General features: G+C 50.3%; 21 protein-coding genes and 1 pseudogene. 7 read left to right on the forward strand and 15 right to left on the reverse strand.

Annotated elements, in window-relative coordinates:
- Positions 1-70: 70 nt before the first annotated feature.
- Complete coding sequence (slyA, locus tag CRI63_RS21210) at positions 71-505, forward strand: transcriptional regulator SlyA (RefSeq protein WP_064530079.1); 435 nt, start codon at positions 71-73, stop codon at positions 503-505.
- Positions 506-551: 46 nt separating this feature from the next.
- On the opposite strand, the gene slyB is transcribed toward slyA, so the two are convergent.
- Positions 552-1019, reverse strand: coding sequence for an outer membrane lipoprotein SlyB (gene slyB / locus CRI63_RS21215; protein ID WP_064530029.1), 468 nt, complete (start codon positions 1017-1019; stop codon positions 552-554).
- Positions 1020-1293: 274 nt separating this feature from the next.
- Here slyB and anmK point away from each other — a divergent pair, with 274 nt between their 5' ends.
- The 5 genes from anmK to pdxY all read left to right on the forward strand — a co-directional run bounded on the left by anmK (position 1294) and on the right by pdxY (position 5871).
- Positions 1294-2415 carry an anhydro-N-acetylmuramic acid kinase gene (gene anmK / locus CRI63_RS21220; protein WP_130208176.1) on the forward strand — a complete coding sequence of 374 codons (1122 nt, stop codon included), beginning with the start codon at positions 1294-1296 and terminating at the stop codon, positions 2413-2415.
- Between the two features lie 86 nt (positions 2416-2501).
- Positions 2502-2831, forward strand: coding sequence for a C-type lysozyme inhibitor (gene mliC / locus CRI63_RS21225; RefSeq protein ID WP_130208174.1), 330 nt, complete (start codon positions 2502-2504; stop codon positions 2829-2831).
- Between the two features lie 58 nt (positions 2832-2889).
- Positions 2890-3546: a pyridoxamine 5'-phosphate oxidase gene (gene pdxH, locus CRI63_RS21230; RefSeq protein ID WP_130224736.1), complete on the forward strand. Its 657-nt coding sequence runs from the start codon at positions 2890-2892 to the stop codon at positions 3544-3546.
- A 128-nt stretch (positions 3547-3674) separates the two neighbouring features.
- A complete protein-coding gene (gene tyrS, locus CRI63_RS21235; RefSeq protein ID WP_135385930.1) occupies positions 3675-4949 on the forward strand; it encodes a tyrosine--tRNA ligase in 1275 nt (424 codons plus the stop codon).
- A 61-nt stretch (positions 4950-5010) separates the two neighbouring features.
- On the forward strand, positions 5011-5871 hold the full coding sequence (pdxY, locus tag CRI63_RS21240; protein WP_130219000.1) for a pyridoxal kinase PdxY: 861 nt from the start codon (positions 5011-5013) through the stop codon (positions 5869-5871).
- A 44-nt stretch (positions 5872-5915) separates the two neighbouring features.
- Here pdxY and gstA read toward each other — a convergent pair whose 3' ends face one another.
- The 12 genes and pseudogenes from gstA to blr form a co-directional block, all read right to left on the reverse strand.
- Positions 5916-6521 (reverse strand): glutathione transferase GstA, encoded by a 606-nt coding sequence (gene gstA, locus CRI63_RS21245; RefSeq protein WP_135520694.1) that lies wholly within the window; start codon positions 6519-6521, stop codon positions 5916-5918.
- A 105-nt stretch (positions 6522-6626) separates the two neighbouring features.
- Positions 6627-8129, reverse strand: a complete 1503-nt coding sequence (dtpA, locus tag CRI63_RS21250; RefSeq protein WP_064530078.1) for a dipeptide/tripeptide permease DtpA — start codon at positions 8127-8129, stop codon at positions 6627-6629.
- 611 nt (positions 8130-8740) lie between these two features.
- Complete coding sequence (gene nth / locus CRI63_RS21255) at positions 8741-9376, reverse strand: endonuclease III (protein ID WP_001030332.1); 636 nt, start codon at positions 9374-9376, stop codon at positions 8741-8743.
- Positions 9376-10072, reverse strand: a pseudogene (gene rsxE, locus CRI63_RS21260) (electron transport complex subunit RsxE). Before rsxE ends, nth begins: the two are co-directional and overlap by 1 nt.
- Before the next feature lie 3 nt (positions 10073-10075).
- On the reverse strand, positions 10076-10696 hold the full coding sequence (rsxG, locus tag CRI63_RS21265; RefSeq protein WP_135520696.1) for an electron transport complex subunit RsxG: 621 nt from the start codon (positions 10694-10696) through the stop codon (positions 10076-10078).
- A gap of 3 nt (positions 10697-10699) precedes the next feature.
- Positions 10700-11758 carry an electron transport complex subunit RsxD gene (rsxD, locus tag CRI63_RS21270; RefSeq protein ID WP_135520698.1) on the reverse strand — a complete coding sequence of 353 codons (1059 nt, stop codon included), beginning with the start codon at positions 11756-11758 and terminating at the stop codon, positions 10700-10702.
- Complete coding sequence (gene rsxC / locus CRI63_RS21275; RefSeq protein ID WP_135520700.1) at positions 11759-13693, reverse strand: electron transport complex subunit RsxC; 1935 nt, start codon at positions 13691-13693, stop codon at positions 11759-11761.
- A complete protein-coding gene (gene rsxB, locus CRI63_RS21280; protein ID WP_130209361.1) occupies positions 13686-14264 on the reverse strand; it encodes an electron transport complex subunit RsxB in 579 nt (192 codons plus the stop codon). Before rsxB ends, rsxC begins: the two co-directional genes overlap by 8 nt.
- Positions 14264-14845 (reverse strand): electron transport complex subunit RsxA, encoded by a 582-nt coding sequence (rsxA, locus tag CRI63_RS21285; RefSeq protein WP_000133193.1) that lies wholly within the window; start codon positions 14843-14845, stop codon positions 14264-14266. The genes rsxB and rsxA overlap by 1 nt, the downstream gene beginning before the upstream one ends.
- Positions 14846-14921: 76 nt before the next feature.
- Positions 14922-15362 (reverse strand): DUF2569 domain-containing protein, encoded by a 441-nt coding sequence (locus CRI63_RS21290; protein ID WP_130209359.1) that lies wholly within the window; start codon positions 15360-15362, stop codon positions 14922-14924.
- An 86-nt stretch (positions 15363-15448) separates the two neighbouring features.
- Entirely contained in the window at positions 15449-15664 is a 216-nt protein-coding gene (gene ydgT, locus CRI63_RS21295) for a transcription modulator YdgT (RefSeq protein WP_064530017.1), read from the reverse strand.
- A 272-nt stretch (positions 15665-15936) separates the two neighbouring features.
- The gene (blr, locus tag CRI63_RS21300; protein WP_001296096.1) at positions 15937-16062 is read right to left on the reverse strand and encodes a division septum protein Blr; all 126 of its coding nucleotides are present in this window, start codon (positions 16060-16062) and stop codon (positions 15937-15939) included.
- 242 nt (positions 16063-16304) lie between these two features.
- On the opposite strand from blr, the gene CRI63_RS21305 reads away from it, so the two are divergent.
- On the forward strand, positions 16305-17345 hold the full coding sequence (locus CRI63_RS21305) for an oxidoreductase (protein ID WP_064530016.1): 1041 nt from the start codon (positions 16305-16307) through the stop codon (positions 17343-17345).
- A gap of 35 nt (positions 17346-17380) precedes the next feature.
- On the opposite strand, the gene add is transcribed toward CRI63_RS21305, so the two are convergent.
- Positions 17381-18382 (reverse strand): adenosine deaminase, encoded by a 1002-nt coding sequence (gene add, locus CRI63_RS21310; protein WP_135520702.1) that lies wholly within the window; start codon positions 18380-18382, stop codon positions 17381-17383.
- Positions 18383-18485: 103 nt separating this feature from the next.
- Positions 18486-19658: a bifunctional maltose regulon transcriptional repressor/cystathionine beta-lyase MalY gene (gene malY, locus CRI63_RS21315; protein ID WP_135492669.1), complete on the reverse strand. Its 1173-nt coding sequence runs from the start codon at positions 19656-19658 to the stop codon at positions 18486-18488.
- Between the last annotated feature and the right edge of the window lie 6 nt (positions 19659-19664).

The following is a 19664-nucleotide window of genomic DNA, read 5'->3' on the forward strand; positions in this document are numbered from 1 at the left end:
CAATACAATTGCTGCACACTATTCTAAAAGCCGTATAATATCTTAGCAAGCTAATTATAAGGAGATGAAATTGGAATCGCCACTAGGTTCTGATCTGGCACGGTTGGTGCGCATATGGCGTGCTCTGATAGACCATCGCCTGAAACCCCTGGAGTTAACGCAAACCCATTGGGTGACGTTGCACAATATACATCAGTTACCTCCAGACCAGTCGCAAATTCAACTGGCAAAAGCGATCGGCATTGAGCAGCCATCACTGGTTCGTACGTTGGACCAACTGGAAGAAAAAGGGTTAATTTCGCGTCAAACTTGTCCAAGCGATCGGCGGGCCAAACGTATTAAACTGACGGAAAAGGCGGAGCCGCTGATTAGCGAAATGGAAGCTGTTATTAACAAGACCCGGGCGGAAATTTTGGATGGGATTTCAGCAGAGGAACTGGAACAACTGATTAGGCTCATTGCAAAACTTGAGCATAATATTACTGAGTTACAGGCCAAAGGGTGAAATAAAGGGGGCGTGTGGCCAGGTAGCTGACCACACGTCAACTTGTTTAGCGCGGGGAAACCGTCACCTGGCTGCCGTTGCTGGCCAGAACCACACGTTGTCCCGGAGAGAAATGGGTATTGCCCTGTTTCTGTACCACCATGATGGTGTTGCCATCATCTTTACGAATTTCCAGCTCCACACCCTGTGTTTTGTTCATTGCGCTCTGTACGCCCTGACCGGCTACGCCACCCGCGACGGCACCTGCTGCGGTAGCCAAAGAGCGTCCCGTACCACCACCAACGGTATTACCAAGAAAACCACCGAGAACTGCACCGCCAATTGCGCCGATGACGTTGGAATCATCACCGCCCTGAATTTGTACCTGCCGTACGTTAACGATTGTGCCGTAGCTGACATTCTGCACTTGCTTCGCTTCAGAGGCAGTATAAACATCACCAGATAGGGTATCGTTGTTAACACAACCAACAAGAGAAAGACCTACCATTGATACAACCAGTACGCGTTTAATCATTGAAAAATCTCCTGATTACCATGAAACGCCTCACAAGCATCCCTAATGGTCAAAGTTATTCGCATTAGTATAATCATGATTACATGTTCTACTAAAACATGATTAAATCATAATTAGAGTAGGGTTAACCAAGTATAAACAAAACATTCATATTAGTTATTGATGTGAATATAATCTTTTACTACCAACGATAAAAATCGGCTCTTATGCATGGAATTCGCGAAAGGTTTGTGTTTGAGTGGAACGCAAACATCAGGTTGAAAAAGGATGAACTATGAAATCAGGCCGCTTTATTGGTGTTATGTCAGGTACTAGCCTGGATGGTGTCGATGTTGTGTTGGCGACGATCGATGAACACCGGGTGGCGCAGCTGGCTAGTTTGAGCTGGCCGATTCCCCCATCACTCAAACAGGCGGTGCTGGATATTTGCCAGGGGCAACAGCTTACACTCTCCCAGTTTGGTCAACTGGATACCCGACTTGGCTGCTTGTTTGCGGATGCCGTTAATGCACTATTAAAAGCAGAAAATTTACAGCCGAAAGATATCGTAGCTATCGGTTGTCATGGCCAGACCGTCTGGCACGAACCCACGGGCGTCGCGCCACATACGCTACAGATTGGTGATAACAATCAAATTGTTGCGCGGACTGGAATTACCGTCGTCGGGGATTTTCGCCGTCGCGATATCGCCTTAGGTGGCCAGGGCGCACCGCTGGTACCTGCTTTTCATCACGCATTGCTGGCCCATCCAACTGAGCGGCGAATGGTGCTTAATATTGGTGGTATTGCCAATCTGTCACTACTCATTCCAGGAATGCCGGTAGGTGGCTACGATACCGGACCGGGCAACATGCTAATGGACGCATGGATCTGGCGTCAGGTCGGTAAACCTTACGATAAAGACGCTGAGTGGGCGCGGGCGGGCAAGGTTATTCTGCCGCTGCTGCAAAAAATGCTTAGCGATCCCTATTTTTCCCAGCCAGCACCCAAAAGCACCGGGCGCGAATACTTTAACTATGCCTGGCTGGAGCGCCATCTACGCGATTTCCCTGGCCTGGATGCGCGAGATGTCCAGGCAACACTGGCGGAACTCACCGCCGTGACCATTTCTGAACAAGTCTTGTTGAGCGGTGGCTGCGATCGATTGATGGTATGTGGTGGCGGAAGTCGCAATCCGCTGCTTATGGCGCGTCTGGCTGCATTACTGCCAGGTACTGAAGTGACCTCCACCGATGCCGTTGGCATTAGTGGCGACGATATGGAAGCGTTAGCCTTCGCATGGCTTGCCTGGCGAACGCTGGCTGGGCTGCCCGGCAATCTACCTTCCGTTACCGGCGCAAGCGAGGAGACGGTGCTGGGCGCTATTTTCCCTGCCAACCCGCGATATCAGAGTTAACTGAATTTTTCTTACTGCGTCTGCCGTTACACTTGGAAGTTGAGGAGGGCGTTTTTTGCCCTCCGGACCAGGAAAGTCTTCGGGATATGTTTATGAAAAAACTGTTACTACTTTGTCTGCCGCTATTTCTTACCGGCTGTGGCGCGTTTAATCAACTGGTTGAGCGCATGCAAACTGATACGCTGGAATACCAGTGTGATGAAAAACCGTTGACGGTCAAACTGAATAATCCGCGTCAGGAAGTTAGTTTTGTTTACGATAATCAACTGCTGCACCTTAAACAGGGTATTTCAGCTTCTGGCGCACGTTATACCGACGGTATCTACGTTTTCTGGTCAAAAGGTGATGAGGCGACGGTCTATAAACGTGACCGCATCGTCTTGAATAACTGTCAGTTACAAAATCCACAGCGTTGAGATTTTTCCAGGGGCGGCGCACAATAGCGTCACCCACTGACAATTTGTAAAGAAAACCATGGCTGATAACGACGAATTGCAGCAAATCGCGCATCTGCGCCGCGAATACACTAAAGGCGGTTTACGCCGCCGCGATCTTCCCGCCGATCCTTTAACCCTTTTTGAACGCTGGCTTTCTCAGGCCTGTGAAGCCAAACTGGCCGATCCTACTGCGATGGTCGTCGCCACCGTTGATGAACATGGCCAACCCTATCAGCGCATTGTTTTACTAAAACATTACGATGAAAAAGGGATGGTGTTTTACACCAACCTTGGCAGCCGTAAAGCACACCAAATCGAAAATAATCCGCGCGTTAGCCTGCTTTTTCCGTGGCATACCCTGGAACGCCAGGTGATGGTTACCGGTAAAGCGGAACGTCTTTCGACTCTCGAAGTGATGAAATATTTTCATAGCCGCCCGCGTGATAGCCAGATTGGCGCGTGGGTATCGAAGCAGTCCAGCCGTATTTCTGCGCGTGGGATCCTTGAAAGCAAATTCCTGGAATTGAAGCAGAAGTTTCAGCAGGGCGAAGTGCCGTTGCCGAGTTTTTGGGGCGGTTTTCGCGTCAGCCTTGAACAGATTGAGTTCTGGCAGGGCGGTGAGCATCGGCTGCATGACCGCTTTTTGTACCAGCGTGAAAACGAGGCGTGGAAAATCGATCGCCTCGCACCCTGAAAAGATGCAAAAATCTTGCTTTAATCGCTGGTACTCCTGATTCCGGCACTTTATTCTATGTCTCTTTCGCATCTGGCGAAAAGTCGTGTACCGGCAAAGGTGCAGTCGTTATATACATGGAGATTTTGATGGCAAGCAGTAACTTGATTAAACAATTGCAAGAGCGGGGGCTAGTGGCCCAGGTGACGGACGAAGAAGCGTTAGCAGAGCGACTGGCGCAAGGCCCGATCGCGCTCTATTGCGGCTTCGATCCTACCGCTGACAGCTTGCATTTGGGGCATCTTGTTCCATTGTTATGCCTGAAACGCTTCCAGCAGGCGGGCCACAAGCCGGTTGCGCTGGTAGGCGGCGCCACGGGTCTGATTGGCGACCCGAGCTTCAAAGCTGCCGAGCGTAAGCTGAACACTGAAGAAACTGTTCAGGAGTGGGTGGACAAAATCCGCAAGCAGGTTGCCCCGTTCCTCGATTTCGACTGCGGAGAAAACTCTGCTATCGCAGCGAACAACTATGACTGGTTCGGCAATATGAATGTGCTGACCTTCCTGCGCGATATCGGCAAGCACTTCTCCGTTAACCAGATGATCAACAAAGAAGCGGTTAAACAGCGTCTCAACCGTGAAGATCAGGGGATTTCGTTTACCGAGTTTTCCTACAACCTGTTGCAGGGCTATGACTTTGCCTGCCTGAACAAACAGTACGGTGTGGTGCTGCAAATCGGCGGTTCTGACCAGTGGGGTAACATCACCTCTGGTATCGATCTGACCCGTCGTCTGCATCAGAACCAGGTGTTTGGCCTGACCGTTCCGCTGATCACCAAAGCAGACGGCACTAAGTTCGGTAAAACTGAAGGTGGTGCAGTATGGCTGGATCCGAAGAAAACCAGTCCGTACAAGTTCTACCAGTTCTGGATCAATACTGCTGATGCTGACGTTTACCGCTTCCTGAAGTTCTTTACCTTTATGAGCATTGAAGAGATCAATGCCCTCGAAGAAGAAGACAAAAACAGCGGTAAAGCGCCGCGCGCTCAGTATGTGCTGGCGGAGCAGGTGACGCGTCTGGTTCACGGTGAAGAAGGTCTGCAAGCTGCGAAACGTATTACCGAGTGCCTGTTCAGCGGTTCTCTGAGTGCGCTAAGTGAAGCGGACTTCGAACAACTGGCGCAGGACGGCGTACCGATGGTAGAGATGGAAAAAGGCGCTGATCTGATGCAGGCGTTGGTTGATTCTGAACTGCAACCTTCTCGTGGTCAGGCGCGTAAAACTATCGCCTCTAATGCCATCACCATTAATGGTGAAAAACAGTCCGATCCAGAATACTTCTTTAAAGAAGAAGATCATCTGTTTGGTCGTTATACCTTACTTCGTCGCGGCAAAAAGAATTACTGTCTGATTTGCTGGAAATAATGCATTAAGTGGAAAGGGGGGGTGAGAAATCACTCCCCCTGATTTTTATACAGGGAGCACGATGAAAAATATTCTCGCTATCCAGTCTCACGTTGTCTATGGTCATGCGGGTAACAGCGCGGCAGAGTTTCCAATGCGCCGCCTGGGCGCGAATGTCTGGCCGCTCAACACCGTTCAATTTTCTAATCACACCCAATACGGCAAATGGACCGGCTGTGTTATGCCGCCCAGCCATTTAACCGAAATTGTGCAAGGCATTGCTGCCATCGATAAGTTGCACACTTGTGATGCTGTATTAAGCGGCTATCTGGGGTCGGCGGAGCAGGGCGAGCATATCCTCGGTATTGTCCGTCAGGTGAAAGCGGCGAACCCGCAGGCGAAATATTTTTGCGATCCGGTAATGGGACACCCCGAAAAAGGCTGTATCGTTGCGCCAGGTGTGGCGGAGTTCCACGTGCGTCACGGTCTTCCTGCCAGCGATATCATCGCGCCTAATCTGGTTGAGCTGGAAATCCTCTGCGAGCATCCGGTACATAACGTCGAAGATGCGGTTAAAGCTGCGCGCGAACTTATTGCTCAGGGGCCTGAAATCGTACTGGTGAAACATCTGGCGCGTGCCGGTTACAGCACAGAACGTTTTGAAATGCTGCTGGTCACTGCCGATGAAGCATGGCATATCGACCGTCCTCTGGTAGATTTTGGCACGCGTCAGCCAGTAGGTGTTGGTGATGTGACGAGCGGGTTACTGCTGGTGAAACTACTACAGGGCGCAACGTTGCAGCAGGCGCTGGAGCATGTGACCGCGGCGGTATACGAAATTATGGTAACCACCAAAGCAATGCAGGAATATGAGCTGCAAGTTGTAGCTGCCCAGGATCGTATTGCTAAACCAGAACACTACTTCAGTGCGACGAAGCTCTGAAAAGTGTCTTGTCGGCCCACAGTATCCTGCGGGCCGATAAACCATTACTGCAAGCCTTCTGCTGTTAGCGCGGCTTTTACCGTCGGACGTTCAGCCATACGCTGCATATAGGCGGCAATATGCTCTAAACCTTCCAGATTCAATTTCACCCCATATGCCCAGCGCAGTACAGTAAACAGATAGGCGTCAGCAATAGTAAAACGTTGCCCGCAAATCCAGTTATCCTCTTTCAGCGCATCGTTAACGTACTGCAGTTTTTTCTCCAGCTGTGCGCGTGCAGTCGGCTTGAACTCTTCCGGTGTAGCCGGGTGAAACAGCGGAGTAAAGCCTTTATGCAACTCAGTGGCGATATAGTTCAGCCATTCGATGGTTTTATAGCGAGAAATACTGTTTACCGGAGCCAGTAACTGGCGGTCGGGGACGCTGTCGGCAAGATACTGCATAATGGCCACGCCTTCCGTGAGCAGAGTGCCATCGTCCAGCAGCAGAGCAGGAACCTGCCCTTTAGGATTAATCGCAAAATAATCATCGCCGTTTTCCAGACGTTTTTTCATTAAATCCACACTGGTGAGCGTAAAGTCCTTTCCGCTCTCACGCAGGATGATATGGGAAGCAAGAGAGCAGGCGCCCGGTTTGTAGAACAGTTTCATCGGTAACTCCTTTTGGCTGTGGTTTAAAGTATGGTAGTGCGTTGCTGAACAAAAAAAAAGCCGCTAACGAAAAGTTAGCGGCTTGTAAAAGAGTTTCCCTGAAATTTACGCTACGGCAGCTTTCGCCGCTTTATCAGCAGCATCGTCCTGAGTCATACGATGCAGTTTCGGCGCGGTCAGCAGCATCAGCACTGCAATAACAGCAGTAGCAACACCAATCTGTAAGAATACGCGGCCATATACTTCCAGCGACATCAGCGGATCGGTTACGTTATCCGGTACAGCCATCATACCCGCAACATAACCACCAATCAGGTTTGCACCGGCAGTGGTCAGGAACCAGCTACCCATAATAAAGCCCATCAGACGCTGTGGAACGAGCTGAGCAACCATTGCCAGACCCAGACCGGAGATCATCAGTTCACCGATACTCTGCAGGCCATAGCTTGCGACCAGCCAGCTTACAGACACGATACCGGCGTCAGAGGCGAATTTCGCGCCCAGTGGCAGGATCAGGAACGCGCCAGAACACATCACCATACCGATAGCAAACTTAGTCGGCATCGGCAGGGTATCGCCCATCTTGTTATAGATAGCGGCGAGAATCGGGCTACCGATGATGATCCAGAACGGGTTCAGTGCCTGATACTGTTCAGGTTCTACTGCCAGGCCCAGAATGGTGTGCTCAACATTACGGATTGCAAAGAAGTTCAGAGACGTCGGCATCTGGCTGTACAGCACGAAGAAGATGATTGCTTCAAGCATCAGGATGAAGGCAACGATCATTTTACGACGCGCAGCACCTTTCATCGCGAAGGCTTCTTTACCGAAGATAACCACGATACCGAAGGCAACAACGCCCAGCGCCATACGCGCAACGTCCTGGTTGTGCAGCAGCCAGGTGGCAATAGCAATCAGCGCGACAACACCAATAATGGTTAACAGCAGATTGCGGTAGTTGATCGGCTCGAAGTCAGGTTTTGAACCGTACTGCTTAACCCAGCGTTGGCAAAAGGCGAAGTTAACGATGGTGATCAACAGACCAACTACGCTAAGGGCGAATGCGACGCTCCAGCCATACTTGGCTGCTAACCACGGCGTTGCAATCATAGAGAAGAACGAACCGATGTTGACGGACATGTAGTACATGGTAAATGCACCGTCCAGACGTGGATCGTTTTTCTCGTAGCAAGTTGACAGCAGTGAAGACGGGTTGGCTTTAAACAGGCCGTTACCGACCGCAATTGCCGCCATACCCATATAGACGATACCGGCATCGTGACCAGACCAGGCAACCAGCGCATAGCCAATAGCCAGCACAATAGCACCAAGCATAATGACGCGTTTTGTACCCAGTACTTTATCGCCTAACCAACCACCAATAGCGACAAGACCATAAACCAGGGCGCTAAAGGAAGAGAAAAGTGTGATTGAATCCGCTTCGGACATACCCAGTTGTTTAACCAGGTAAACAGCCATAATTCCTTGTAGGCCGTAATAACCAAAGCGTTCCCATAACTCGATCGAGAAGATGAGATAGAACGCCTTCGGTTGTTTGAAAGCGTTCAAACTAACGCTTTCTGTTGGTTTTTGGTTTGCAGTGGACACTTTTACCTCTTTTTTTACATCCCATATTAACGGGGGTGCTTTCTCGCGTGATGTCTAATAAACATACGCGCAATTGTTATAGTGGGAGGGGAAACGGCAGGTAATGTTCACTATCTTGCACTTTCAGACAAGTCCTTTGTAATAATCTGTTACATATAACTGGCATGGAGAAATCATCGGCCCATTGAAATGTTATCCAGCGTTAAATTTTTCAAAAAACGCAACGGCAGATTTTTTCACTACCAGAAGAGGGGAGATACTGATATTTGGCGATATGTTCTACTGTAAGGTGTTTTATGTAGTGAGATAGTCCATTATCTGAAAAATAGACAGTGTAATGTTTTGTAGGTTTATGCCCTGGTTGAATCAATACCTTGTCAAATTTAACTTAAACAGAGCAATATTTTTACATTGTGACATCAATGTGATCTTGATCACGAATAGATAGAAAATTTCGCTATTAAAAAAACAATTAACCTGCATTTTTGGTTATTCACAAACGGATTGCCTGACAATGATGCCGCGAGGCGGGCATCATTGTCGTTAACAAGATGTTTTATAAGAGGATGAGAAATAGTTATGAATGGGATAACGATGTTACCCCTTTTTCGTCAGATGTCAACTTTCTCTTTGTATTCACAAAGATCTTCAATAATGCAGGAGCCACAGCGAGGCTTGCGGGCAATACAGGTGTAACGCCCGTGGAGGATTAACCAGTGGTGGCAATCGACTTTGAATTCTGCCGGAACCACTTTGAGTAGTTTTTCTTCAACCTGTTCGACATTTTTCCCCGGTGCAAATTGGGTGCGATTACAGACGCGGAAAATGTGCGTATCTACAGCAATGGTCGGCCAACCGAAAGCAGTATTCAATACCACGTTTGCTGTTTTACGCCCTACACCGGGCAGGGCTTCCAGCGCAGCGCGATCTTCCGGAACTTCGCCATTATGCTGTTCGAGCAAAATACGGCAGGTTTTGATGATATTTTCTGCTTTGCTGTTATATAGCCCAATGGTTTTGATATACGTTTTAACCCCATCGACGCCCAGTTCGAGCATTGCGGCAGGTGTATTGGCCACCGGGTAAAGCTTTGCCGTCGCCTTATTGACGCTGACATCGGTCGCCTGGGCGGAAAGCAGTACAGCAATTAATAATTCAAAAGGCGAACTGAAATTAAGTTCGGTTGTAGGATGAGGGTTGTTCTCACGCAGGCGAGTGAGGATCTCCAGTCGTTTTGCTTTGTTCATCAGACATTCCCTGTTTCACCGTTTGGCAACTCGCGTGTAGCAGCTGCTTCAGCGCGGCGCTTTTTTCATTCTTTCATCAATCAGATATTTTCCCGCCAGCATCAGCCCCAGACCAATGAATGCGCCTGGCGGTAACATTGCTAACAGGAAGGGAGAATCGGTATGGAAGATCTCTACCCGAAGTACTTTGGCCCAGCTACCCAACAGCGCATCGGCACCGTCAAACAATGTTCCGTTGCCGATGATTTCGCGTAGTGAACCCAGTACGAACATGGCGCAGGTTGCGCCCATGCCTATCGAAAAACCATCAAGTGCGGAGAGCGCCGGACCTTTTTTTGCAGCGAAGGCTTCCGCACGGCCAACAACGATACAGTTAGTGACAATCAGAGGAATAAAAATCCCTAACGATTGATACAGGCCAAAGGCGTATGCGTTAATCAGCATTTGTACGGCGCTGACCACCGAGGCGATGATCATCACGTAAATCGGGATTCGGATTTCGGCTGGCGTCCAGTGACGCAGCGTCGAGATGGTCAGGTTGGTGAGAGTCAACACCAGCGTTGTCGCAAGCCCTAAACCCAGTGCGTTGGTGGCAGTGGAAGTGACCGCCAGCAGCGGACAGAGGCCAAGTAACTGGACCAGCGCGGAGTTGTTCTTCCATAACCCCTGAACAATAACGTCTTTAATTTCGCTCACGGTTTATTCTCCACAGGCAGGAAGTTGAGAAAGTTGTGCTGGCAACGTTTGGGCATACAATCCGGCGCGTTTTACCGCATTCACCACCGCGCGAGGCGTAATGGTCGCCCCGGTGAACTGGTCGAAATCACCACCATCTTTCTTCACCGCCCAGTGAGCGTCATCCGCACTGCTGATTTGTTTACCCGCAAAATGGGTGATCCAGTCAGAAAGGCGCAGTTCGATTTTGTCGCCAAGTCCCGGCGTTTCGTGATGTTCTGTCACGCGGGTGCCAAGTACCGTGCCGTTAAAATCGGCCCCAACCAACAACTGAATCGCACCGGAATAACCATCCGGCGCGGTGGCCTCCAGAACGGCAGCTACCGGTTTATCATCCTGTTTCGCGATGTAAATCCGATGTTCACCTTTTCCTAACTCTGGCGCAGTCACTATATAGCAACTTTGGGCCAGCTCGTTGTTATAGCGATCGGCTGGTAACACCTGATCAAATAACGCTTTTTGTTGCAGGCTAGCCTGTTCAGCAATCGTGGCTTTGGTCATCTGGTTGATGGCAGCCGTTAAACCTGTTGAACCAGCGGCGAACAGCGCCAGCGTAATACCGTGTTTTCGGATAGTCTTCAGCATGGTTTATCCTTTGCGATGGCCGTATACGCGTGGACGCGTGTAGTAATCGATCAGAGGAACCGTGATGTTCGCCAGCAGGACAGCAAAGGCAACGCCGTCAGGATAGCCACCAAAACTGCGGATCAGCCAGACTAATAATCCCGCCAGCGCACCGAAAATCAGACGACCACGATTGGTGGTAGACGCGGTTACTGGATCGGTCAGAATAAAGAATGCACCGAGCATGGTTGCGCCAGACAGCAAATGAATCTGCGGCGAAGCTAGTGTTTCGGGGGCGAACAACCAACCCAGCGTTGCGCACAGGGCCAATGTCACTAAGAAACTGACGGGAATATGCCAACGAATCGCTTTCTGCCATAGCAGCCACACGCCACCAACCAGCCAGGCGAGGTTTACCCATTGCCAGCCAGCGCCCGCGAGAACACCGCTGTAGATTGGATACTGCATAATCTGCTCAACCGAATGACCGGCGCGTACAGATGTTTTGAACGTATCCAGCGGTGTCGCCTGGCTAATGCCATCGATACCTAAGCGAAGTGTGTTCATATCACCACCACTGGCGGTATGACCGCTGAAGATAATCTGTACAGCGTCAATGAATCCAGGGATGTTGACCGCAATCTCATGCGGCGGCAACCAGCTGGTCATCTGCACCGGGAAGGAGATCAGTAATACCACATAACCAATCATTGCCGGGTTAAACGGATTTTGCCCCAGACCGCCATACAGCTGTTTAGCGATGATTACGGCAAACACCGTGCCGAGTACCACCATCCACCACGGCGCAAGAGGCGGAATACTTACCGCCAGTAATAAGCCCGTTAGCAATGCTGAGTTATCTTTTAAGGTTGCAGCTACAGATTGCTTGCGCAGTTTGAGTACGAGGGCTTCGGCTAAGAGTGCACTGACCGAGGCCAACAGGAGTTGAACGAGAGTACCCCAGCCAAAAAACCACAGTTGCGCAGCGATACCTGGAACGGTTGCGACCAGCACCAGCAGCATGATGCGCGATGTCTGGCGCTGGTTATGGGTATAAGGGGAGCTAGCTATTCTGAATACCATTTAGTCCTCGTTTACAACCTTTTGCTGAGCGGCTTTTTTTGCCTGAACCCGGGCGATAGCCGCGGCAACTGCAGCTTTGCGGGGATCAACCTGTTCTTCCTGCTCTACGTTGGCCTGCTGCTGTTCCAGCTTGCGCGCTTTAGCACGGGCGATAGCGGCTTCGACGGCAGCTTTACGCGGATCAACCTGTTCCTGCGGCTCTTCGTTAGCAGGCTGTTGCTCCTGCTTGCGTGCTTTGGCACGGGCAATAGCCGCTTCAACGGCAGTTTTACGTGGATCGGCAACGGTTGAGGCTTCGTTAGTCTGTTGCAATTCAGCCTGTTTCGCTCTGGCTTGCGCTTTACGCGCTTCCCGTGCCGCAATAATCGCGCTGTTATCCGGGCGTTCGCCCGCTTTAATCACAATAGGCTGTGTGGCCTGGGCCTGTTTTTCTTTTACGCGTGCCAGTGCGGCAGCAATCGCATCTTTGTCTTTGGCCGCAGGTTGAACCGCCGCGTTCTTGTGTCGTTCAAGACGTGCGGCTTTTTCACGTTCCAGACGTGCCTGACGAGCTTCAAAGCGCGCTTTTGCTTCGGCTGCGCGTTTTTCTTCCTGACGAATGGCGGCAATCTCGGCTTTTTCCTGACGGAAATATTGCACAAGAGGGATATTGCTTGGGCAAACCCACGCACAGGCCCCGCATTCAATACAATCGGCAATGTTATGTGTGGTGGCTTTATCGTGCTGCTGACCTTTGCTGAACCAGTACAACTGTTGCGGCAGGAGATCTGCAGGGCAGGCATCAGCACAGGCGCTACAACGGATGCAGCTTTGTTCTTCCTGTGGTTCGCCAAGTTCATTGGCAGACGGTGCCAGTAAACAGTTGGTTATTTTTACGACCGGGACATCCAGCCACGGCAAGGTAAAGCCCATTAGCGGGCCGCCCATAATCACCATTTGATCGGCAGAAGGGCAGAATCCTGCATCGTTCAATAAATGACGGACCGGCGTACCCAGTCGTGCCCAGACGTTGCCGGGGCGTGCAATTGCTTCGCCAGTTAGCGTTACGACACGCTCGGTAATCGGCTCGCCATCAATAACGGCTCGTTTCACTGCGTAAGCCGTGCCGACGTTTTGCATTAACACGCCGATATCTGATGAACGACCGCCGTGTGGAACCTGCTTTCCGGTCAGGATGTAGGTTAACTGTTTGGCGCCGCCAGAGGGATATTTGGTCGGAATAACTCGCAGAGAAATATCGTGAGAATCCGCCAACACCGCACGCAGCATGGAAATTGCCTGCGGTTTGTTATCTTCAATGCCGATCAGAATTTCGCGTGGCTGTAGAATATGCGCAAGAATGCGAATACCTTCCACGACCTGGGCGGCGCAATCCTGCATCAAGCGGTCATCGGCGGTAATATACGGCTCGCATTCTGCGGCATTAATGATCAACGTTTCGATTTTATCGCCGCCGCCCTGCAATTTAACGCCAGTAGGGAAGCCAGCACCACCCAGTCCGGCGACGCCAAATTGATGAATGCGTTCGATTAATTCTTCCCGAGTGCGTGAGCGGTAATCGGTCCAACCGTCACGTGGGATCCAGCAATCTTCCCCATCGGCGTCAATAATCACGCTTAATTCAGCCAATGCCGATGGATGGGCAGTAGAGTGGCGCGCAATAGCAGTAACGGTACCCGAAGTGGGCGCGTGAACCGGTAGCATTTTGCCGCGTCCACGGGTGAGTGGCTGTCCGCGCAGTACCTTATCACCAACGTTAACGCACAGCTCGCCTTCAGCACCAATATGCTGTTTCAGTGGAATAACAAATCGCTGCGCCAGCGGAACCTGGCGCAGGGGAGTACCGTTGGACTGAGTTTTCATCTCCGGTGGATGAATGCCGCCATCGAAGTCCCAGATTTTATTTTTTTTGAAAGCAGAGAATAACTTAAGCATGGTGTTCCACGGGAATGATGCGCACGGGAATGGTGTTCAGATCCCATTTCCAGCTGTCTGGCGTTTCTGCAACCGGTTGTAAGGAGATGCAATGCGTTGGGCATGGGTCTACACACAGATTACAACCTGTGCACAGATCGCTCATGACGGTATGCATTGCTCGGGTAGCACCGACAATGGCGTCCACCGGACACGCCTGAATACACTTAGTGCAGCCAATACAGTTATTTTCATCGATAACCGCTACCATACGCGCAGGCGTCAACTCTTGCGCTTCGCCATCCAGCGGCTGTGGTTCGACGTTGAGCAACTCGGCAATTTTCAGCATTACTGCTTCGCCACCAGGGGCGCAGCGATTGATTTTTTCACCGTTGCAACTGATAGCCTCCGCATACGGGCGACAGCCAGGATAACCGCATTGACCACACTGGCTCTGCGGTAAAATTTCGTCAATTTTCTCAACGACCGGATCGTCTTCCACCGCAAAACGGCGGGAGGCATAACCCAGAATGGCGCCAAACGCCAGGCCCAGCAGGCTTATGGCGGCAACGGCAATCCAGATAGCATTCATTACAACTTCACCAAACCACTAAAGCCCATAAAGGCCAGAGACATAAGACCTGCGGTAATCAGCGCAATGGCATTACCACGAAAAGGTGCCGGGACATCAGCCACAGCCAGGCGCTCGCGGATGGCTGCGAAAAGCACCATCACCAACGAGAAGCCGACAGCTGCTGAAAAACCGTACAGCGCCGACTGCAAGAAATTATGCCCGAGATTAATATTCAGCAACGCGACACCAAGCACTGCACAGTTGGTGGTAATAAGCGGCAGAAAAATCCCCAGCAGACGATAAAGCACCGGGCTGGTTTTACGCACTACCATCTCGGTGAACTGCACGACAACAGCGATCACTAAAATAAACGCTAGCGTGCGCAGGTAAATCAGATTGAGTGGAATCAAGATCCACGTATCGATAAGCCAGGCGCAAATTGACGCCAGCGTCATCACAAATGTTGTTGCCAGCCCCATCCCCATTGCAGTTTCCAGTTTTTTGGAAACGCCCATAAACGGACAGAGGCCCAGAAACTTAACCAGTACAAAGTTATTGACCAGTACAGTTCCGACAAACAGTAACAGGTAGTCAGTCATTTTTCGGCCTGAAATAAAAAAGCCGCCTATTATCCGTTAATCCAGAGCAGGCGACAACAGGTTAACTGTAAGGTTATTACGGATTCACAAACGTCGCTTTGACCCGCAACGAGCGTTTGAAATAGGGGACTATCAATGCGGTTGCCAGCAAAGTAAACAACAACTGGCGCACGGCTACGCCATCTGCAACTGGCGAAAAAGCGAAGGTTTTAACAGCCAGTAATACGGAGATCAGTAGCCAGATAATATAGTGTTTAGGAACACAACGCCGACGTTTAAAGAAAGCGATGGTCAACCACAAAGTGTAATACCACATGGCGATGGCGGTAATAAAAGAAACGCCCCATAAGATTTGCGTTGTCAGTGCTTGTTCGCCGATCGTTTTATATGTTTGAGGAGAAGATAACGCTGCGGTATACAGTAACAGCGTCAGCGTCGTACTCAATAGAGCGACTAACAGCCAGGCCAAAGGGCCAAGCAACCAGCCTCCAATACGTTGTGGCGTTGTGGTGGTCATAGGTTCTCCAGAATAGCGACAGCAAACAGGCAAATCTAATTTTAGGGGCGTTATTATAAGGTTTTTATTATCAATCGCTACTTTCTTTATTGGACATAATGCCAGACGGACTTCGGCACCTGGCCCAGGTCAAACAAACGCCCGCCAGACACCAGCTCTGCGCGGCGGTGATCGGCGGCGCGATACATGTTGATAAGGTCCTGATCGTCGGTCAGTGTGTAATTAAGATGATCGTAGAGTTTTTCCAGGCTTTCGAGTGAACTGATTTTGCGAAATTTTAATAAGTAGTCCTGAACAGTCATAAAAGGCCCATAAAATAATTAATACCAAAGTGGTAGGTATTATATGTAATGATAAAACTTCACCAAAAGTGAACGCTTATGTAATAACAATAATAAGAATGTGCTGATGGTAAATATTCAGGGATAAAATACTGTCATGAAAAGAGTAACGCGCTTTACTATCCCTGCCAATCGCCGACAACACACCACAAGATAATAAATTCCTGGTTTAATACCCGACAAGTTAAAACATGCATCCGGACGGGCTGCATGCTGGTCTGCAAGTGCAGGTATTACTTATGTTGTACTGTTGTACTCTGTTCTGGCGGCTGGTAGTTGTCAATGTGACTCGCCACGCCAAGGAGAATGACAGAAACGACAAGAACGATCCAACCTGTTAATTCAATAAGACGATTCATTACTGCCCACATCTATGTTGAGTGATCCATTAACTTCAGGGGGTAAATGTTACTTAGCAATAATTGCCCCAGCAAGATTTTTGCTGAGGTTTTTGCGATATTTAGCTTTTATCATTAGAAAATTCGCCATTTCTTTGACTTAAGTTAAATAACATCCCTTATTGCGGGCAGGTTATTAAACTGTTGAGAGAGGGTAAAGGATAGTGTCAAATAGCGATCGTACTTCTCTGAGAGGCAATGACATGAGCGACAACATCCGTGTTGGGTTGATTGGGTATGGTTATGCGAGCAAAACCTTCCATGCGCCCCTGATTGCGGGCACGCCCGGACTAGAACTGGCAGTAATTTCCAGCAGTGACGAAACAAAAGTAAAAGCCGACTGGCCAACAGTGACGGTTGTCTCTGAACCAAAGCATCTTTTTAATGATCCCAACATAGACTTGATTGTCATTCCCACACCAAATGATACCCATTTCCCGTTAGCCAAAGCGGCGCTTGAAGCGGGTAAACATGTGGTCGTCGACAAGCCTTTTACCGTGACACTGTCACAAGCTCGAGAACTGGATGCGTTAGCAAAAAGTCTGGGTCGCGTATTGTCGGTGTTTCATAATCGTCGCTGGGATAGCGATTTTTTGACACTAAAAGGTTTGCTCGCAGAAGGCTCGCTGGGTGAAGTTGCGTACTTTGAGTCTCATTTTGACCGCTTCCGGCCGCAGGTGCGCGATCGCTGGCGTGAACAGGGCGGCCCTGGCAGCGGTATCTGGTATGATTTGGCACCGCATTTGCTCGATCAAGCTATTACGCTTTTTGGCTTACCCGTCAGTATGACGGTGGATTTAGCACAGTTGCGCCCGGGGGCGCAGTCGACTGATTATTTCCACGCCATTTTGTCCTACCCACAGCGGCGGGTCATTTTACACGGCACCATGTTGGCGGCAGCTGAGTCAGCACGTTATATCGTGCATGGCTCCCGTGGCAGCTATGTTAAATACGGCCTCGATCCGCAGGAAGAGCGGTTGAAAAATGGTGAGCGTCTGCCGCAGGAAGACTGGGGCTACGATATGCGTGACGGTGTACTAACCCGCGTTGAAGGCGAGGAACGTGTTGAAGAAACGCTGTTGACCGTGCCGGGGAATTATCCGGCTTACTATGCTGCCATTCGTGATGCGTTGAATGGCGACGGTGAAAACCCGGTGCCAGCAAGTCAGGCCATTCAGGTAATGGAGTTGATTGAGCTGGGCATCGAATCCGCCAAACATCGCTCGACTTTGTGCCTTGCTTGAAAAGGGGATGGTGCAATTAGCACCATCCATTTTTGTTACTTCGCTGCGACTTTTTCTCGCAGTGCGCGTTTTTCCTCTGCGCTGAGGAAAGCCATTTCCAGACCATTAATCTGCGCCTGGCGGATTTGCTCGCGAGATAAACCTGCAGCGGGCGCGGCAACGGTATATTCGTGAATGATATCGACGCCCTGAACACCCGGGTCGTCGGTGTTAATACTGGCGCAGATACCATGCTCAAGGAACGTTTTCAGCGGATGTGTCGCCAGAGATGCCACGGTACTGGTCTGAATATTGGAGGTCAGGCAGGATTCTATGCCAATTTGTTGCTCGGCGAGGAAATCCATCAGCGCCCGGTCTTCAATGGCTTTTACGCCATGCCCAATGCGTTCAGCTCCCAGTTCACGAATGGCTTGCCAGATACTTTCTGCCCCGGCAGCTTCGCCTGCGTGGACGGTAATATGCCAGCCTGCATCACGCGCGTGGTTGAAGTGAGAGAGGAACAAACTCCCCGGAAAACCAAGTTCATCACCGGCTAAATCCAGTGCGGTAATCTGATCACGGTGGGCTAAAAATGCCTCCAGCTCTTGCTGGCAGGCAGCTTCGCCAAAGGTCCGGCTCATAATGCCGATAAGTTTCGCCTGCACACCAAAGGTGCGGCAACCTTCACGTACGCCGTCAATAACGGCTTCGACAACACCCGCAACAGGCAACTGATGCGTCATTGCCATATAACCTGGCGAAAAACGCAGTTCGACATAGTGCAGACCGTTTCGGGCAGCATCTTCAATATTTTCAAACGCCACGCGACGGCATGCGTCGAGCGAGGCGAGAACTTTAACGCCCCAGTCAAGCTTAGTCAGAAAACTCACCAGATCGGGTTCGTTGGCAATGACCTGAACGTGTGGAATTATCGTTTCCAGGGATTGTGCAGGTAGCGAGATATTATACTGGCGGCCAAGTTCAAGGATGGTCTGGGGACGAATGTTGCCATCAAGGTGGCGATGGATATCAGTTAATGGCAGGGTGGTATCAATCATGGTCGCACTCTTTTTCTGGATATAAAAGTGCGCACCATTATAAAAACAAAGCAGGGTAAAAATCTACGATTGCGCAACGATTATTTGCGTTGCGCAATCGCAATTAGCGTACAGCTCGGATGGCGTTAATTAATCCAGCGACACCTTTTTCCAGTTTAGAACGTGGGCATCCGGCATTGAGCCGAACAAAGCCACGGCCTTCTTCACCGTAGGTATATCCCGGCATGATTGCGACTTTTTCTTGTTCAATCAGGGCTTTTTGCAACGCGTTGTCATCAATGTTCAACGGACGTAAATCAAGCCATGCGAGATAAGTGGATTGGGGAATCTGCCAGTTGAGTTCAGGGAACGCGGCGTTCATCGTCTCTGCGATATACGTCAGGTTATCTTTCAGATAGACGCGTAAGGCATCAAGCCACGGTGCGCCTTGCTGATAGGCAGCGATATGAGCGGTTAACGCCAGTACCGCAGGGGAGGAAAGCCCATCACGGCTTTTCAGGGCCGATAAATACGCTTCACGGCTGTCGTTATTTTCAATAATCCCGTAAGCCCCGGTCAGAGCCGGAATATTGAAACTTTTCGAACCAGAAGTTAGTAGCGCCCAGTCGCCGCGAGCTACATTGCTCCAGGGAATATGCGGTTGCTCACCCCATACCATATCCATATGGATTTCATCGGAGATAACGCGCACACCATAGCGTTCGCACAGGTCAGCCATTGTTTCCAGTTCATCGCAAGTCCAGACTTTACCGGTAGGATTCTGAGGGCTACACAGGAGCATAATTTTACATTCCGGTTTCGCCAACACGGCTTCCAGTTTGCCCATATCGCAAAACCAGCCATCAACCCGCTTCTCTAAAGCAACGGGCATCACAGTGCGCTGATTACCTTCAATGGCTTTGTAAAATGCGTCGTAGGCCGGGGTATGGATCACCACACCTTCACCGACAGCGGACCACTGACGAATCAGTTCCGACACCATATAGATAACGGAAGGGCCATATACCACCGACTGCGTATCAATGGCGGTGTAATGCTGTGTGGAAAACCAGTGGGCGATAGCCGCGAGAAATTCATCGTTTTTCCAGCGACTGTATCCAAACACGCCGTGCATCAGGCGCTGATTCAGCGCCTCGATAATGCAGGGAGCCGTGGCAAAATCCATGTCTGAAATCGTGAACGGTAACAGGTCAGCAGTGCCGAAACGGTCAGCGACATAATCCCACTGTGTGCACCATGTGCCATGACGATCCACGACCTTCGAAAAATCGAACATATCTTA

The sequence above is a fragment of the Escherichia sp. E2661 genome (assembly GCF_004745185.1).
GTDB lineage: Bacteria > Pseudomonadota > Gammaproteobacteria > Enterobacterales > Enterobacteriaceae > Escherichia.

What these genes read in the sequence shown, in the direction of transcription:
- slyB (WP_064530029.1), bottom strand. Translation starts at nt 1,019, where the DNA reads ATGATTAAACGCGTACTGGTTGTATCAATGGTAGGTCTTTCTCTTGTT.
- anmK (WP_130208176.1), top strand. Translation starts at nt 1,294, where the DNA reads ATGAAATCAGGCCGCTTTATTGGTGTTATGTCAGGTACTAGCCTGGAT.
- mliC (WP_130208174.1), top strand. Translation starts at nt 2,502, where the DNA reads ATGTTTATGAAAAAACTGTTACTACTTTGTCTGCCGCTATTTCTTACC.
- pdxH (WP_130224736.1), top strand. Translation starts at nt 2,890, where the DNA reads ATGGCTGATAACGACGAATTGCAGCAAATCGCGCATCTGCGCCGCGAA.
- tyrS (WP_135385930.1), top strand. Translation starts at nt 3,675, where the DNA reads ATGGCAAGCAGTAACTTGATTAAACAATTGCAAGAGCGGGGGCTAGTG.
- pdxY (WP_130219000.1), top strand. Translation starts at nt 5,011, where the DNA reads ATGAAAAATATTCTCGCTATCCAGTCTCACGTTGTCTATGGTCATGCG.
- gstA (WP_135520694.1), bottom strand. Translation starts at nt 6,521, where the DNA reads ATGAAACTGTTCTACAAACCGGGCGCCTGCTCTCTTGCTTCCCATATC.
- nth (WP_001030332.1), bottom strand. Translation starts at nt 9,376, where the DNA reads ATGAACAAAGCAAAACGACTGGAGATCCTCACTCGCCTGCGTGAGAAC.
- rsxG (WP_135520696.1), bottom strand. Translation starts at nt 10,696, where the DNA reads ATGCTGAAGACTATCCGAAAACACGGTATTACGCTGGCGCTGTTCGCC.
- rsxD (WP_135520698.1), bottom strand. Translation starts at nt 11,758, where the DNA reads ATGGTATTCAGAATAGCTAGCTCCCCTTATACCCATAACCAGCGCCAG.
- rsxC (WP_135520700.1), bottom strand. Translation starts at nt 13,693, where the DNA reads ATGCTTAAGTTATTCTCTGCTTTCAAAAAAAATAAAATCTGGGACTTC.
- rsxB (WP_130209361.1), bottom strand. Translation starts at nt 14,264, where the DNA reads ATGAATGCTATCTGGATTGCCGTTGCCGCCATAAGCCTGCTGGGCCTG.
- rsxA (WP_000133193.1), bottom strand. Translation starts at nt 14,845, where the DNA reads ATGACTGACTACCTGTTACTGTTTGTCGGAACTGTACTGGTCAATAAC.
- CRI63_RS21290 (WP_130209359.1), bottom strand. Translation starts at nt 15,362, where the DNA reads ATGACCACCACAACGCCACAACGTATTGGAGGCTGGTTGCTTGGCCCT.
- ydgT (WP_064530017.1), bottom strand. Translation starts at nt 15,664, where the DNA reads ATGACTGTTCAGGACTACTTATTAAAATTTCGCAAAATCAGTTCACTC.
- blr (WP_001296096.1), bottom strand. Translation starts at nt 16,062, where the DNA reads ATGAATCGTCTTATTGAATTAACAGGTTGGATCGTTCTTGTCGTTTCT.
- CRI63_RS21305 (WP_064530016.1), top strand. Translation starts at nt 16,305, where the DNA reads ATGAGCGACAACATCCGTGTTGGGTTGATTGGGTATGGTTATGCGAGC.
- add (WP_135520702.1), bottom strand. Translation starts at nt 18,382, where the DNA reads ATGATTGATACCACCCTGCCATTAACTGATATCCATCGCCACCTTGAT.
- malY (WP_135492669.1), bottom strand. Translation starts at nt 19,658, where the DNA reads ATGTTCGATTTTTCGAAGGTCGTGGATCGTCATGGCACATGGTGCACA.